The sequence below is a fragment of the Streptomyces sp. UW30 genome (assembly GCF_008042075.1).
In the GTDB taxonomy this organism is placed as follows: domain Bacteria; phylum Actinomycetota; class Actinomycetes; order Streptomycetales; family Streptomycetaceae; genus Streptomyces.
The window spans coordinates 56,073-71,150 of record NZ_RDBN01000043.1; the positions used below are offsets into that span (position 1 = coordinate 56,073).

Here is a 15,078-nt window from a genome sequence, read left to right on the forward strand (position 1 = left end):
GCGAAGTGCCCGCCCCCACCCGTCCGCCGCCCTGGCCGGCGATCACGTCGTCCTGCCGTACTGGACCTCACCGCATGCGCATCTCGCCCTGGACGTCGACCGCACGACCGGCCGCCTCGGACTGGGCGCCCTCACCCCGGACGACGTGACGACGGCAGGGGGCCGGCTCCGGCTGCCGCTCCCGCTCCACGTCCCCCGCGACGGCACCGAGGTCTCCCTGCGCCTCACCTCCTCCCGCGGCACCCACGAGGTGCCTGCCAGGCTGACCCCACAGGTGTCCGGCGCGCTGCTGGAGGCGGAGCTGCCGCTCGGTGACCTCAGGGGGGCGACCTGGCGGGTGGCGCTCGGCGTGCCGGGTCCGCGCTTCCTCGCACTGCCTTTCGTGCTGCGCGCCGGCGTCGGTGGGGTGCATGCCGTGCGTGCCCCCGGCCCCGGTGCGCTACGGCGATTGGTCCGCCGGGCCCGTCGCAGGCTCGGCACGGTGGTGGGCCGGACGGCGACCCGGCTGCGGGCCCGGGCCGGCAGGAGGTGACGGCATGCGCTCTCTCGGCATCGAAGGCGCGTGGGCGCTGGAGCCCAAGGTGTTCCCGGACGAGCGGGGCAGCTTCCACGAGTGGTACCGGGGCACGGAGTTCCGCGAGGCCACCGGCTACGACCTGGCCCTGGCCCAGGCCAACTGCTCGGTCTCCCGCCGGGGCGTCCTGCGCGGTGTGCACTTCTCCGACGTGCCGCCGGGACAGGCGAAGTACGTGACCTGTCTGCGCGGCGCCGTCCTCGACGTGGTGGTCGATCTCCGCGTCGGCTCACCCACCTTCGGCCGCTGGGAGGCGCTGCGCCTCGACGACGACAGCCACCACGCCCTGTTCCTCGCGGAGGGGCTCGGCCACGCCTTCATGGCCCTGACGGACGACGCCACGGTGGTCTACCTGTGCTCGACCGGGTACGCCCCGGAGCACGAACACGGGGTGGACCCGCTGGACCCCGAGTTGGGCATCGCCTGGCCGGAGCACATCGCACCGGTGCTGTCACAGAAGGACGCGCAGGCGCCGTCGCTGGCGCAGGCCCGACAGGCTGGGCTGCTCCCGTCGTACGAGACGTGCATGGCCCGCTACGAGGAGTTGCGTCATGACGCCGGTTCTGCAACGCCGCCCAAGGGGCGCGGGGAACTGCGCGGCCAGCCACCACCAAGCCGCTGACGCAGCACGGCACATGGCGGCACCCCCGATGGCGCTCTGCGCACTGAACGACTAGCGCCCGCCGACGGCCTGTCCGACCGTCTTCCGCAGTGATTCCCAGCCCCGAGCACGCCCCACCCTCAGAGATCGCGCCCTCGCAAGCGGCTTCCAGAAGTTCGCCCCCAGCAACGCCTCGGGCGCCACCGCCCCCGCCCGGTCGAGGATCGTCTCGGGCACCTTCTGCGGATCGGGCACGTCGTACTCGGCGACGATCTCGTCGTACCGGTCACGCAGCACCGTGTTGCGACGATCGGCCCCGAAGACGACGAGCTGCCCGGTGGGCTGCGTGTCGACGAGCACCGTCACCAGATCAGGGCGATGGCGGCCGAGAATCTCGGCGATCTTGTACACGTCACCGGTCCACGCACCGGTGTGCCGGTCCCGCGCCGCCTCGTCGACGTTGCGCGGCAGCATGTCGTCGAAGACGATCACACTCGTCCAGTCCGAGTGCCGCTCGATGTTCATGAAGTCCCGCAGCGCGTACTCGAACAGGTGCATCCCGTCGATGAACGACAGGTCGAGGACGGTACGGCGCCAGTACGCGAACGGGCCGCGCCCCCGGCGCAGGTTGCGCAGCGGATGGCGGCCGCCCTTGAGGTGGATGAGCGGTTTGTCGCGGGCGAAGAAGTCGTCGCTGGTGGCCTTGACCAGGTGGACGTCGCAGCGGATCTCCGTGACGACCTTGAAGGCGGGGTCGACGGCGATGGTGGGGACGCGGGAGAGCCGGAGGCTGCGGCCGTCGTTGACGCCGATCTCCAGGTAGTTGCGGTTGCCGCTGACCTTGTGCAGTTCCCGCAGGAACTCATGGCGTTTCACGAAGGGTCTCCTTGCGGATCCGGGGCAGTGCTTCGTGCAGGGCGGTGCGCCAGTCACGTGCCGGAGCCAGGCCGAGCCGCTGCCTGCGACCGTGCGCGAGGACGCTGTACGCGGGGCGTGGCGCGGGCCGCGGGAAGGCCGCACTGGTGACGGGGCGCACCCGGTCCGGGTCGGCGTCGAGGAGCCGGAACACCTCGCGGGCCAGGTCGTACCAGGTGGCCTCACCGGAGTTGGTGGCGTGCAGGACGCCGGTCGCGTCGCGGCCGACGCGCGGGCCGAGGTCGGCGAGGAACGCGGCGACGTCGGCGCTCCAAGTCGGCCGGCCGCGCTGGTCGTTCACGACGTCAACGGTGTCCAGGCGGCCCTCCAGCTCGATCATCGTGCGGACGAAGCTGTGGCCGTGGACGCCGTACAGCCAGGCCGTGCGCACCACCGCGGCGGCGGCCGGGAGTTCCTCCAGCACACCGCGCTCACCCGCCAGTTTGGTACGGCCGTACGCGGTGCGGGGGGCCGGTGGCGCGTCCTCGGCGTAAGGGGTGCGGGCGTCCCCGGCGAAGACGTAGTCGGTGGAGAGGTGAATGAGGCGGGCCCCGTGGGCGGCGCAGGCCCTGGCGAGGAGGCGTGGGCCGTCGCCGTTGACGCGCAGTGCGCGTGCCTCGTCCTGTTCGGCGTCGTCGACGGCCGTGTAGGCGGCGCAGTTGACGAGCAGGTCGGGGTGGTGGGCGGCGAAGGCGCGCTCGATGGATGCGGGGGCGGTGATGTCGAGGGCGGCATGGTCGAGGGCGGTCACCTGCTCGCCGCGGGCGCGCAGTTCTCCGACCAGGTCGTGGCCGAGCATGCCGCCCGCGCCGGTGACCAGCCACCTCATCCGTGCTCCTCACCGGCGCGCCTCTTGAGGGGCTCCCACCAGGCGCGGTGGTCGCGGTACCAGGCGACGGTGGCGGCGAGGCCCGCGGCGAAGTCGTGGCGGGGCCGGTAGCCGAGTGCGGTGCGTGCCTTGGTCCAGTCGACGGAGTAGCGCAGGTCGTGGCCCTTGCGGTCCTCGACGTGCCGCACTCGGTCCCAGTCGGCGCCGCAGGCTTGCAGCAGCAGGGTGGTGAGGTCCCTGTTGCTCAGTTCGGTGCCGCCGCCGATGTTGTAGATCTCGCCGGGGCGGCCCTTGGTGCGCACGAGTTCGACGCCGTGGCAGTGGTCGTCGACATGCAGCCAGTCGCGGACGTTGAGGCCCTCGCCGTAGAGGGGGACGCGCTCGCCGTCGAGGAGATTGGTGATGAACAGCGGGACGACCTTCTCGGGGAACTGGTGCGGGCCGTAGTTGTTGGAGCAGCGGGTGACGCGCACGTCGAGGCCGTGGGTGCGGTGGTAGGCGAGCGCGAGCAGGTCCGAGGAGGCCTTGGAGGCGGAGTACGGCGAGCTGGGCCGCAGGATGTCCTCCTCGGTGGACGAGCCGGTCTCGACAGAGCCGTAGACCTCGTCCGTCGATACGTGCACGAAGGGTTCGACGCGGTAGCGCAGGGCCGCGTCCAGCAGGGTCTGGGTGCCGACGACGTTGGTGAGGACGAAGTCGCCGGCGCCCTCGATCGAACGGTCCACATGGGATTCCGCGGCGAAGTGCACCACCTGGTCGGCCTCGGCCATCAGCTTGTCGACCAACTCGGCGTCCCGGATGTCCCCTTGCACGAACTCCAGCCGGGGGTGGCCGAGTTCGAGGTTGTCGAGGGTGCCGGCGTAGGTGAGCTTGTCCAGCACCGTGATCCGTGGCGCGTCGGGCGCGTCCGGTGTGTCGCGGGCGAGCAGGGTGCGGACGTAGGTCGAGCCGATGAAGCCGGCGGCGCCGGTGACGAGAAGGTTCATGTGTGGATCTGCACCTTGCTGTGGTCTCCGAGGACGAGGTGGTGGGCGCTGGGCAGGCTGGGCGCGGGGGTGACCTCCGCGTGCCGGCCGATCAGCGAGGACTCGATGCGGCCCACCCCGTGGATCGTGGAGTCCCGCAGCACGATGGAGAATTCCAGCTCGCTGTCGGTGACACGGCAGTTCTCCGCGACGGAGGTGAAGGGGCCGATGTAGGCGTCCTCGACGACGGTGCCGGCGCCGACCACGGCGGGGCCGACGATGCGCGAGTTGACGATGCGCGCCCCCTCCTCGACGACGACGCGTCCGACGGCCTCCGACGCCTCGTCGACATCGCCGTCGATGCGGCGGGTGAGGCCCTCCAGGACGGTGCGGTTCACCTCCAGCATGTCGGCGACGTTCCCGGTGTCCTTCCAGTAGCCCTTGATGACGGTGCAGCGCACGTCGGCGCGGGAGTCGATCAGGTGCTGGATGGCGTGGGTGATCTCCAGCTCGCCGCGCCAGGACGGGGTGATGGAGCGGACCGCGTCATGGATGACCGGCGTGAACAGATAGACGCCGACCAGCGCGAGGTCGCTCTTGGGCCGTTCGGGTTTCTCCTCCAGGCCGACGACCTGGCCGGCGTCGTCGAGTTCGGCCACACCGAAGGCGCGCGGGTCCTCCACCTGGGTCAGCAGGATCTGGGCGTCGGGGCGGTTGCCGCGGAACTCCTCGACGAGGTCGGCGATTCCGCCGACGATGAAGTTGTCGCCGAGGTACATCACGAAGTCGTCGTCACCGAGGTAGTCCCGGGCGATGAGCACGGCGTGCGCCAGTCCCAGCGGGCGTTCCTGGGGAATGTAGGTGATCTCCAGGCCGAACTTGGACCCGTCCCCCACGGCGTCCTGGATCTCCGCGGCGGTGTCACCGACGATCACTCCGACGTCGGTGATGCCGGCCGCGGCGATGGATTCCAGCCCGTAGAAGAGCACGGGCTTGTTCGCCACCGGCACGAGCTGTTTGGCCGAAGTGTGCGTGATCGGCCTCAAGCGCGTACCGGCGCCACCGGACAGCACAAGAGCCTTCATCTGCTTCACCTTAGCCCCGATTCCGCCATTTTGACGGTGTCGGTTGGCTTGTACGCCACCCCCGAGCCGTCGGGTGTTCACCGGAATGCGGGCTTCAGTTGCTCAGGGCGATCTCGCTCCACACCTGTTTTCCGCCACTGACCGGCACCGTTCCCCACGTCACCGACATGGCCTCGACCAGGAGGATCCCGCGGCCGCCGGTCGCCTCCCAGCTCAAGCTCGTCGGTTTGACGGGTGAGCGGGGCGAGGCGTCGGCGACCGCGACGCGCAGCCGGTGGTTGACGAGGGTCAGATCGAGGCGGACACGGCCGTCCGTGTGCACGAGGGCGTTGGTGACGAGCTCGGAGACCACGAGCAGTACGGCGTCCCGCTCCGGCGGCGGCACGCCCCATTCGCGCAGGGTGCGGCGGGTGAAGCGGCGGGCGTGCCCGACGGCCTGCGGGACGCGCCACACCGTCCAGCTCTCGCGCAGGGGTCGTACGGCCATGCCGTCGTAGCGCATCAGGAGCAGGGCGATGTCGTCGTTGCGGCGCGCGCCGATCAGCAGGGCGTCGGCGACGAGGCCGAGGTGGGCGGGGTCGGCGCGGGCGAGCTCACGGGCGAGGCGGTCCATGCCGATGTCGATGTCGTCCTCGGCGGACTCGACGAGGCCGTCGGTGGTCAGGGCGACGACGGTGCCGGGCGCCAGCCGGAGCGGGCTCATCGGGAAGTCGGCCTGCCGCATCACGCCGAGCGGCGGGCCGCCCTCCGCCTCGGCGATCTCCGTCCCGCCGTCCGGCCGGCGCAGGACCGGCGGGAGGTGTCCGGCGCGCACGCACCAGGCGGAGCCCTCCTCCAGGTCGACGTCGACATAGCAGCAGGTGGCGAAGAGGTCGGTCTCCAGGTCCATCAGGAGGCGGTTGGCATGGTGGACGACGACGTCCGGGGGGTGTCCTTCGGCGGCGTAGGCGCGCAGCGCGGTGCGCATCTGCCCCATGAGGGTGGCGGCGGCAGCGCTGTGGCCCTGGACGTCACCGATGACCAGGGCGACGTGGTTGTCGGACAGCGGGATCACGTCGTACCAGTCGCCGCCGACCTCCAGCCCTGCCGTGGTCGGCAGATAGCGGGCGACGGCCACGGCGCCGGGCAGCCGGGGAAGGCGGCGCGGCAGCAGCTGGCGCTGGAGCATGCCGACGAGCTCGTGCTCGGCGTCGAAGGCGTGGGCGCGCATCAGGGCCTGCCCGGCGAGGCCCGCGGAGGCGGTGAGCAGGGCGCGCTCGTCGGGGCCGAACTCGTGCGGGGTGTCCCAGCCGATGAGGCAGGCACCGGCCATCCGGCCCCCGGCGGGCAGCGGCAGGACGGCCAGCCCACCGGGTCCGACCTCGGCCAGGGCGGGCTCCAGCGGGCTGCCGGCGGGCCAGATCCGGGCGCGGCCCTCGCGCAGGGCGGCGGCGAGGGTGGGCATGGCGCGCACGGGCGCGTCCGGCCATTCGGTACGCCACTCCAGGCGCCACAGCGCGGGCCAGGACTCGGGTTCGGGTGGGTCGAGGACGGTGACGACGAGGCGGTCGTGCTCCAGCTCGGCGAGCGCGATGCGGTCGGCGCGCAGCGGCTTGCGCAGCGCGGTGACCACGGCGTGGCTGACGTCGCGGACGGTGCCGGCGGTGGCGAGGGCGGCGGCGAGGCGCTGGACGCGGGCCACGTCGGTGACCTCGGCGCGCAAGGTGGAGGCGTCGGCGACGGTGCCGACGAGGCGGGCGGGGTTGCCCTCGCCGCCCGGCACCAGGCGGCCGCGCAGCCTGAGCCACTTGGGCGGGCCGGTGGGCTGCAGGACGCGGAACTCCAGCTCGCGCTCGCCGATGGACATGTGGTCCGCCTCGACGACCGACATCAGCGACGGCAGGTCCTCGGGGACGGTCAGGCCCAGCAGGGTCTCGACCTTGCCGTCGAAGGCCTGCGGGCCGAGGCCGAAGAGCCGCAGGATGTCGTCGCCGACCTCGACGCGGCCGGTGTCCATGGCGAGGCTGAAGGCGTTGACCGGCAGCTCACCCGCTTCGGCGGCGGCGGGCGGGGCGGGGTAGGCGACGGCCCCGGCGATCAGCTCCAGGCACCCGCGGTCCTCGGCGTCGAAGCCTCCCGGTCTCTCGCTCACGGCGAGGAGGCATCCGCCGCCCTCGTCGCCCTCGGCGGGAAGGACGGCCAGTGAGAAGTCCCCGGACGGCGTCCGCCGTGACTCCGCGCGGTGGGCGAGCTGCTCGGGGCCGAGCCACACGGCACGGCCGGTGCGCCGGGCGTCGGCGAGCGGGGAGCGCCCGGCGAGCGCGTACCCGTCGCGCAGGCCGTACAGCGTGCGGGGCACTCCGACGGACTCGACGAGGCAGAGCAGCTCGCCGTCCTCACTCGGTGTGTAGACGGCGACGAAGGCCGCTCCGGCGAAGACGAGTGCCTGCTCCAGGACCCGCCGCAGCCGCTCGGGCGAGTCCTGATCGACAGTAAGCGCCTTCAGGGCCCGCTCGGCGCGCAGACTCCTCGTCCTGCGTTCCGCGGTGCCCTCTTTGACCACGTCCGCCATTACAGCGCTTATGAGCCCCCTGCGCAGCCCTTGTGAACGTTCTTGGACCCGTCGAACGCCGCGGCGCTCGAAAGGCGCCGAACATGTCTTTACGCATGCGTTCCGCACGGTGATCTCGTGACAGGCGTGACTGTCCGTGGCAGCCGGCCCGCTGGAAGGCTCGGTGCCGGGCCTGCGGAGGGGGACGTATGGACAAGCGCTACGAGGTGTACGCGCTGGCGGACAGGCACTTCTACGAGACGCCGGACCGGCTGTCCGCCCATGGGCAGCGGACCGCGCCGCTGTACGAGACCGCGCGGTGCGAGGTCCCCGAGGGGTGGACGTCGGCGCGGATCGGCGACTGGCTGACGCTGGCGCCGCTCGGTGCGGACGGCAGCCCGCTCCCGGACCGGGCCCAGGGCTGGAAGATCCATGTCTCGGCGACCCTCGCGAACGCCGAGCGGATCGCGCGGATCGTCTGGGACTACTGCGTGCCGCGGGCCGTGCCCTTCAAGTTCGTGCCGGGCCCGCACCTGCTGCACCTGCGCAACGCCAAGTACGCGGGCCGGGACTCCAGCGGCAAGTTCGTCACCGTCTACCCGGCCGACGAGGAGCAGCTGCACACGGTGCTGCGCGAGCTGGGCCGGCTGCTGGAGGGCTTCGAGGGGCCGTACATCCTGACCGACCTGCGCTGGGGCGAGGGTCCGCTGTATGTCCGGTACGGCGCCTTCGCGCGTCTGTTCGTCGTCGACGAGCGCGGTGCGCTGGTGCCGGCGGTGCGGGACGGCGCGGGCACGCTGGTGCCGGACCGGCGGACGCCGTCCTTCCAGGTACCGCAGTGGGTGACGCTGCCCGCGTTCCTGGAGCCGCATCTGGCGGCCCGCAACACCACGACGGTGGGCGAACTGCCGTACCGCATCGAGAAGGCACTGCACTTCTCCAACGGCGGCGGGGTGTACGCGGGCACGGACACGCGCGACGGACGCAAGGTCGTGCTGAAGGAGGGCAGGCCGCACGCGGGCCTCGCCGCCGACGGTGCGGACGCCGTGGCCCGGCTGGAGCGGGAGAAGTACGCCCTGGAGCGGCTGGCGGGCACCGGGGTGGTGCCCGAGGTACGGGACTGGTTCCTGCTCGGCGACCACCGCTTCCTGGTCATGGACTTCGTCGAGGGACGCACCCTCAACTCCTTCTTCGCCGAGCGCCACCCGCTGATCGGCCCGGATCCCGATCCGCGTGCCGTGGCCGACTACACGGCCTGGGTGCTGCGTATCCACCGGGCGGTCGAGCGGGCGGTGGAGGCGGTGCACGCGCGCGGGATCGTCTTCAACGACCTGCACGTCTTCAACATCATGGTCGCCCCCGACGAGGAGTCGGTGTCCCTGCTCGACTTCGAGGCGGCCGCGCCGGTCGGCGAGAACGGCCGCCAGGTCGTCGCCCACCCCGGCTTCCTGGCCCCGCCGGACCGCAGGGGCGTGGACGTCGACCGCTATGCGCTGGCCTGCCTGCGGCTGGCACTGTTCCTGCCCGTCACCACGCTGTTCGTGGTGGACCGCGACAAGGCCGCGCACCTGGCGGAGGTGATCGCGGACCGGTTCCCGGACGTGCCGAGGCGGTTCCTGGACGAAGCGGTCGCCGAGATCACCCGGGACGTGGCCGAGGCGCCGCGGCTGCCTCGGCCGGGCTCGGTTCCCGTGTCGTTCGTGGAGCCCGGCGACTGGCCCTACAGCCGCGACTCGATGGTCAAGGCGCTGCTCGCGTCGGCCACCCCGGAACGCGACGACCGGCTCTTTCCCGGCGACATCGGCCAGTTCTCCGACGGCGGCGGGCTCGGCCTGGCCCATGGCGCGGCCGGTGTGCTGTACGCCCTGGCCGCGTCGGGCGCCGAGCGCTACGACGAGGGCGAGCGCTGGCTGCTGGACCACACGGACCCGCCGCCGACCGGCACGCCGCTGGGCCTGTACGACGGCCTGGCGGGCGTGGCTCACGTCCTCGACCTGCTCGGCCACCGGCAGCGGGCCCTTGACCTGATCGACACGGTCCTGCGGGAGCGGTGGCAGCGCCTGTCCTCGGACCTGCGCGGCGGGCTGGCCGGCCTGGGCCTGGTCCTCGACGAGCTGGCGCACACCACCGGCGAGCCGGAGCTGGGCGAGCGTGCGGCCGAGGCCACGGACATCCTCGTACGGCGTCTCGCCGAACCGTCACCGGACGGGCACCGGCCCCGCGCCGGGCTGCTGCGGGGGGCGAGCGGTCCCGCGCTGTTCCTGCTGCGGCGGTACGAGCGGACCGGTGAGCCCCGGCTGCTGGACGCGGCAGGCGAGGCAGTGCGCCGGGACCTGGCGGCTTGCGTCGAGCAGAAGGGCGGCTCGCTGGAGGTCGACGAGGGCTGGCGGACCATGCCGTATCTGGGCGACGGCAGCGTGGGCGTGGGGATGGTCCTCGACGACTACCTCGCCCACGCCGACGACGACACCGGCTCCTTCGAGCGGGCCCGCGCGGGCATCCTCACCGCAGCCACCTCACGCTTCTACGCACAGCCCGGCCTGTTCCAGGGACGTGCCGGGATGATCCTCCACCTCAGCCGCACGACCACACCGGGAGCCGGCGCCGACCGGCCGGCCGAGCAGATCGCCGGGCTCGGCTGGTACGCGATGTCCTACCAGGGCCAACTGGCCTTCCCGGGGCATCAGATGATGCGGCTCTCCATGGACCTGGGCACCGGAACGGCCGGCTGTCTGCTCGCCCTGCGTGCCGCCCTCGGCACCGACGCGGCGGGCGCGGCCCCGGCCCACCTGCCCTTCCTCCCGCCGCCACCGCGGCGCCCGGAACGCGGCTCCGCGAACTGACGGAGCCGTGGCACAACCCCGTCCCCATGAGAAGGAGAACGACATGGCACTGCTCGACCTGCAGACGATGGAGACCGAGGAGCACACCGGCGGCGGCAGCGTGGCCAGCCTGCTGCTCTGCGCCAGCCAGGCCAGCATCACCCTCTGCCTCTGACACATCGTGCAGTCACGGCTCCGGGCGGTTCCCCTCCTGCGTGGGAGGGGAACCGCCCGGGGCTCATTTTCCGGAGCCCAGGGCTCGTTTTCCGGGGCCAGGGGCTCATTCCCGGAGCAGGGAGCGAGGCCGCAGCCGTATGACGACCGCTGCCGATGACCCGTGCCGGGCGCTGCCGCGCTCGGCCACCCGGCACAGCGGTGCCCGCATCGCGGCCCTGTGCCTGGTGAGCACCGCCGCGACCGGAGCCGGGCTGCTCCTCCCCGCGGCGCTCGGCCGCGCATTGGACCTGCTGCTGGCGGGGGCTCCGGCCACGGGCTGGGTGCTGTGCTGCGCCGCACTCGTGCTGACGCTCGCCCTGCTCGACGCCTGCCAGAGCGTGCTCGTCGGCACCGTGGACGCCCGCACGACGGCCTGGCTGCGGGGTCGGCTGACCGGGCACGTCCTGGCCATGGGCCCGCGGGCCACCGACCGTTTCGGAGCCGGCGACCTGGTGGCGCGGCTCGTCGGCAACGCCGCGCAGGCCGGCACCGCACCGGCCGCCCGTGCCGTGCTGCTCGCCGCGCTCACCGGCCCGGTCGGGGGCATCGTCGCCCTCGCCCTGATCGACCCCTGGCTCGCAGCCGCGTTCCTCGCCGGGGCACCGGTACTGGCCGTACTGCTGCGCACCTTCGCCCGTGACACCTCCCGGTGCGTGACCCGGTACCAGCGCGAACAGGGCCGGATCGCGGCCGCGCTCGCCGAGGCCGTCGACGGTCACCGCACCATCGCGGCCGCGGGCACGGCGGACCGGGAGACGGCTCGGGTCCTGCGTCCGCTGCCCGAACTCTCCCGTGCGGGGCACCGCATGTGGCAGGTGCAGGGCCGGGCCGCCGCGCAGGCGGTCACCGTGGCCCCGCTGCTGCAACTCGGCGTCGTCGCCGTCGCCGGTGTGCTCCTGGCCCGCCACCGGCTGTCCGTCGGCGAGGTGCTCGCCGCCTCCCGCTACGCGGTCCTGGCGACCGGCGTCGGCATGCTGGTCGCACAGCTCGCGGGCGTGGCCCGGGCCCGGGCGGCGGCCGGACGCCTCGGCGAGGTCGTCGCCGAGCCCGCTTGCGCCCACGGCCGGCGCCGACTGCCTCCCGGCCCCGGTCGGCTGGAGCTGCGCGGGGTGATCGCCCGGCGCGGCGGCACCACCGTGCTGGACAGCGTCGACCTCGTCGTCCCCGGCGGGACCACCCTCGCCGTGGTCGGCCGCTCAGGTGCGGGCAAGTCGGTGCTCGCCGCTCTCGCCGGGCGACTGGCCGATCCGGACGGCGGCGAGATCCTGCTCGACGGCGTGCCCCTGAGCGAGCTGACCCACGACGACCTGCGGAGCGCCGTCGCCTACGCCTTCGAACGCCCCGTCCTGCTGGGCGGCACCGTCGAGGACGCGATCGGCCTCTCCCTCACGGCCCCCTCCCCCGCACGCATCCGGCAGGCCGCCCGCACCGCCCACGCGGACGACTTCGTCAGCCGCCTGCCACACGGATACGCCACCGCCCTGGCCGACGCCCCACGCTCCGGCGGCGAGTCCCAACGCCTCGGTCTCGCGCGGGCGTTCGCCCACGGTGGCCGCCTGCTGATCCTCGACGACGCGCTGTCCAGCCTGGACACGGTGACGGAGGCCCGCATCACCGAAGCCCTGGCCGACGGCGGCTCGCCCGCCACCCGCCTCCTGATCGCCCACCGGGCGGCCACGGCGGCCCGGGCCGACGCGGTGGCGTGGTTGGACGGCGGGCGGGTGCGAGCGGTGGGGCGGCACGAGGAGCTGTGGGGGATCGCGGCGTACCGGGAGACGCTGACGGGAACGCCCGCGGATGCCTCCGCGGCGTCGGATGAGGCGCACCGATGACCGGCCGGCTCCTCTCCCGAGGGCTGCGCCATCTGCGGGCCCGGTGGCGGGTTCTCGTGCCGCTCGGGCTGTGGTCGGTCCTGGAGACGGGGCAGAGCTTCCTCATCGGCTACGCCCCGGCCCGCGCACTGGACGACGGGTTCCTCCAGGGGCGCACTGCGGCCGGGCTCGGGTGGCTCGGGGTCGCCGGGGTCGGGGTCGTGGTCGGCGCGTACGGCACGGCTCGGGTGTACGCGGCCGTCGCGGCGCTGGTCGAGCCGCTCAGGGACCGGCTCGTGCGGCGGGTCGTGGAGCGCGGGGTGCGCGAGGCGGACCGGGGAGCGCTGTCCGGGCTGACCCAGCAGGTGGAGATCGCGCGGGACACCTTCGCCGGGCTGGTGATGGTCTCGCGGTCGTTCGTGTTCAGTGCCGTCGGCGCGCTTGCGGGCCTGTTCTCGCTCGCCCCGTTGCTGCTGCTCGTCGTCCTGCCGCCGCTCGTCGCGGGGGTCGGTCTGTTCGCGGCGACGCTGCGCCCGCTGGCCCGCCGGCAGGAGACGTTCCTCGCCGCCGACGAGGCCCTGGCCGACCGACTCGGCGCCATCTGCCCGGGGCTGCGGGACATCACGGCTTCCGGTGCCGAGGAACGGACCGCCGTGGACGTGGGGCACCTGGTGGAGGCCGAGCGGCGGGCCGCCCGCTCCCTCGCCCGGTTCGGCGTCGTACGCGTGGCCGCCCTCGCCCTCGGCGGACAGCTCCCGATCGTGCTGCTGCTCGCCGCCGCCCCCTGGCTCCTCCACCGGGGCGTGACGACCGGCGCCCTCGTCGGCGCCCTCTCGTACGTCACCCAGTCCCTCCTCCCCGCCCTGCACAACCTGGTCCACGGCCTGGGCACGAGCGGCTCACGCCTGGCGGTGGTGCTACGGCGGCTGGCGCCGGAGAGCGTCGCCGACAGTGTGGCGGGGCGTCGTGGCGGGCGCCCCGTGTCCGGCATGACGACCCAGCGACGCCGGCCGCGCGCGGGAGCCACGCAACACGACCGCCAGGGGCGGCGACGGGACACCCCGGACCCCCAGCAGGCGCCCGGGCCGATCGGCGACCGGAGCCGACCCCGATCCGACCCGCCCTGCGACCGCGGCGTCGACCCGTCGGCAGCCGGGGCTCCCGGACCACTGCCCCAGCACCCCCACTCGCCGGGGCCACCCACGCATCGCCCGTGCGCCACCGCACCCCCGGCCCTCGCCCTCTCCCGCGTCACCTTCGCCTACAGCCCCACCGCGGTCCCCGTGATCGACGATCTCGACCTGGCTCTCCCGCCCGGCTCCCACCTGGCCGTCGTCGGGCCGAGCGGCATCGGGAAGTCGACGCTGACCGCGTTGGTCGCCGGGCTGCTGGAGCCGCGGTGCGGGACGATCCGGGTGGGTGGACGGGCCGCGGTGGGGCCGGGCTCGGTGGCCCGGCGGGTACTCATTCCGCAGGAGGCGTACGTGTTCACCGGCAGCCTCGCGGAGAACCTCGCCCATCTGCGGCCGGACCCCCTCCCCGAGGCGGAGCTGCTCGCGGCAGCCGAGGCGGTCGGCCTCCTGGAGCTGCTCGACGCGCTGGGCGGGCCCGAGGGCCACGTGGATCCCGCGGCCCTGTCCGCCGGCCAGCGGCAGTTGATCGCGCTGACCCGGGCCTACTTGTCGCACGCCCGGCTGGCGCTGCTCGACGAGGCGACCTGTCATCTCGATCCGGCGGCCGAGGAACGCGCGGAACGCGCCTTCGCGGCCCGCCCCGGCGCCACCCTGGTCGTCGTCGCCCACCGCATCACCTCGGCGAGCCGGGCGGACCGGGTCCTGATGATGGACGGCCGCGAGACGGCGTACGGCACGCATGACGAGCTCGTCCGGAACTCGGCGCGCTACCGCGAACTCGTAGGCGCCTGGACTCCCGTACCGCGCGAGCGGTCAGAGCCATCCCTCGCCCTGCGAGATCCGGATGGCGTCGATGCGGTTGCGGGCCCCGGTCTTGCGGGTGATGGCCGCCATGTAGTTGCGCACGGTCCCGTTGGACAGGTGCAGGCTCCCCGCGATCTCCGCGACGGACGCGCCCTCGGCGGCGAGGGATAACACGCTGAGCTCCCGTCGGGTCAGCGGCATCTCGGCGGCCTTGAGGAACCCGAATCCGAGCGAGTCGTCGACGAAACGTTCCCCCTCGGCGACCCGGCGTATGGCGCGCACCAGGTTGTCCGGCGAGCCCTCCTTGTCGACGTAGCCGATCGCCCCCGCCTCCAGCGCGCGCCTGAGCAGACCCGGCCGCTTCGCACTGGCGAGCACGAGAAGGTGCGGTGGTGTCCGGCCGGGTTCCCGTGCGCGCAGCTCACCGAGTGGCGGGATGCCGTACGTGTCCGAGTACTCCAGGTCCACCGCGCACACGTCCGGGCGCACCGATCGCACACGTGCGCAGGCGCTGCGCCAGGGGGTGTCGTAGACCCCCAGGCCGGGTTCTCTGCGCAGCCACTCGGCCAGCACCGATCGCACCAGACACGCGTCGTGCACCACAAGGACACGGATCACTGCCGCCCCTCCAGCTCGCCGTTCGCCGCATTCGTCGCTTCATGGTGTTGAGCGCGTGCCCCATTCTTAGCGTTTGCGACTGTCTGCGGGCGCGAAGAACCAGCCATCAGGGTGCGCGGGGGCGCACGTGCGGCGCCCACACGCCGTGTCGCGCATCGACTGTGGGGGCATGGGC

The 15,078-nt window shown here is 73.3% G+C and carries 10 protein-coding genes and 2 pseudogenes; 6 read left to right on the forward strand and 6 right to left on the reverse strand.

The genetic code is table 11. The features are described 5' to 3' along the window. Both EAO75_RS30595 and rfbC read left to right on the forward strand, forming a co-directional pair. Window positions 1-532, forward strand: a pseudogene (locus EAO75_RS30595) (glycosyltransferase family 2 protein); the annotation flags it as partial. Between the two features lie 4 nt (window positions 533-536). Then, window positions 537-1,196 carry a dTDP-4-dehydrorhamnose 3,5-epimerase gene (gene rfbC / locus EAO75_RS30600; RefSeq protein ID WP_147998389.1) on the forward strand — a complete coding sequence of 220 codons (660 nt, stop codon included), beginning with the start codon at window positions 537-539 and terminating at the stop codon, window positions 1,194-1,196. A 51-nt stretch (window positions 1,197-1,247) separates the two neighbouring features. Here rfbC and EAO75_RS30605 read toward each other — a convergent pair whose 3' ends face one another. The 5 genes from EAO75_RS30605 to EAO75_RS30625 all read right to left on the reverse strand — a co-directional run bounded on the left by EAO75_RS30605 (window position 1,248) and on the right by EAO75_RS30625 (window position 7,520). Next, window positions 1,248-2,051: a class I SAM-dependent methyltransferase gene (locus EAO75_RS30605; RefSeq protein WP_147998390.1), complete on the reverse strand. Its 804-nt coding sequence runs from the start codon at window positions 2,049-2,051 to the stop codon at window positions 1,248-1,250. Next, window positions 2,038-2,919, reverse strand: a complete 882-nt coding sequence (gene rfbD, locus EAO75_RS30610) for a dTDP-4-dehydrorhamnose reductase (RefSeq protein WP_147998391.1) — start codon at window positions 2,917-2,919, stop codon at window positions 2,038-2,040. The genes EAO75_RS30605 and rfbD overlap by 14 nt, the downstream gene beginning before the upstream one ends. Next, window positions 2,916-3,905 carry a dTDP-glucose 4,6-dehydratase gene (rfbB, locus tag EAO75_RS30615; RefSeq protein WP_147998392.1) on the reverse strand — a complete coding sequence of 330 codons (990 nt, stop codon included), beginning with the start codon at window positions 3,903-3,905 and terminating at the stop codon, window positions 2,916-2,918. Before rfbB ends, rfbD begins: the two co-directional genes overlap by 4 nt. Beyond that, window positions 3,902-4,969 carry a glucose-1-phosphate thymidylyltransferase gene (locus EAO75_RS30620; RefSeq protein ID WP_147998393.1) on the reverse strand — a complete coding sequence of 356 codons (1,068 nt, stop codon included), beginning with the start codon at window positions 4,967-4,969 and terminating at the stop codon, window positions 3,902-3,904. The genes rfbB and EAO75_RS30620 overlap by 4 nt, the downstream gene beginning before the upstream one ends. Before the next feature lie 94 nt (window positions 4,970-5,063). Continuing rightward, entirely contained in the window at window positions 5,064-7,520 is a 2,457-nt protein-coding gene (locus EAO75_RS30625; RefSeq protein WP_147998394.1) for a SpoIIE family protein phosphatase, read from the reverse strand. A gap of 188 nt (window positions 7,521-7,708) precedes the next feature. Here EAO75_RS30625 and lanKC point away from each other — a divergent pair, with 188 nt between their 5' ends. From lanKC to EAO75_RS30645, 4 genes are all read left to right on the forward strand, one after another. Beyond that, window positions 7,709-10,342, forward strand: a complete 2,634-nt coding sequence (lanKC, locus tag EAO75_RS30630; protein WP_147998395.1) for a class III lanthionine synthetase LanKC — start codon at window positions 7,709-7,711, stop codon at window positions 10,340-10,342. A gap of 43 nt (window positions 10,343-10,385) precedes the next feature. After that, the gene (locus EAO75_RS30635; protein WP_062720510.1) at window positions 10,386-10,496 is read left to right on the forward strand and encodes a SapB/AmfS family lanthipeptide; all 111 of its coding nucleotides are present in this window, start codon (window positions 10,386-10,388) and stop codon (window positions 10,494-10,496) included. A gap of 139 nt (window positions 10,497-10,635) precedes the next feature. Continuing rightward, window positions 10,636-12,369 (forward strand): ABC transporter ATP-binding protein, encoded by a 1,734-nt coding sequence (locus tag EAO75_RS30640; protein ID WP_147998396.1) that lies wholly within the window; start codon window positions 10,636-10,638, stop codon window positions 12,367-12,369. After that, window positions 12,366-14,456: an ATP-binding cassette domain-containing protein gene (locus EAO75_RS30645; RefSeq protein ID WP_261989492.1), complete on the forward strand. Its 2,091-nt coding sequence runs from the start codon at window positions 12,366-12,368 to the stop codon at window positions 14,454-14,456. The genes EAO75_RS30640 and EAO75_RS30645 overlap by 4 nt, the downstream gene beginning before the upstream one ends. On the opposite strand, the pseudogene EAO75_RS30650 reads toward EAO75_RS30645, so the two are convergent. After that, window positions 14,379-14,903, reverse strand: a pseudogene (locus EAO75_RS30650) (response regulator); the annotation flags it as partial. The gene EAO75_RS30645 and the pseudogene EAO75_RS30650 overlap by 78 nt on opposite strands. Between the last annotated feature and the right edge of the window lie 175 nt (window positions 14,904-15,078).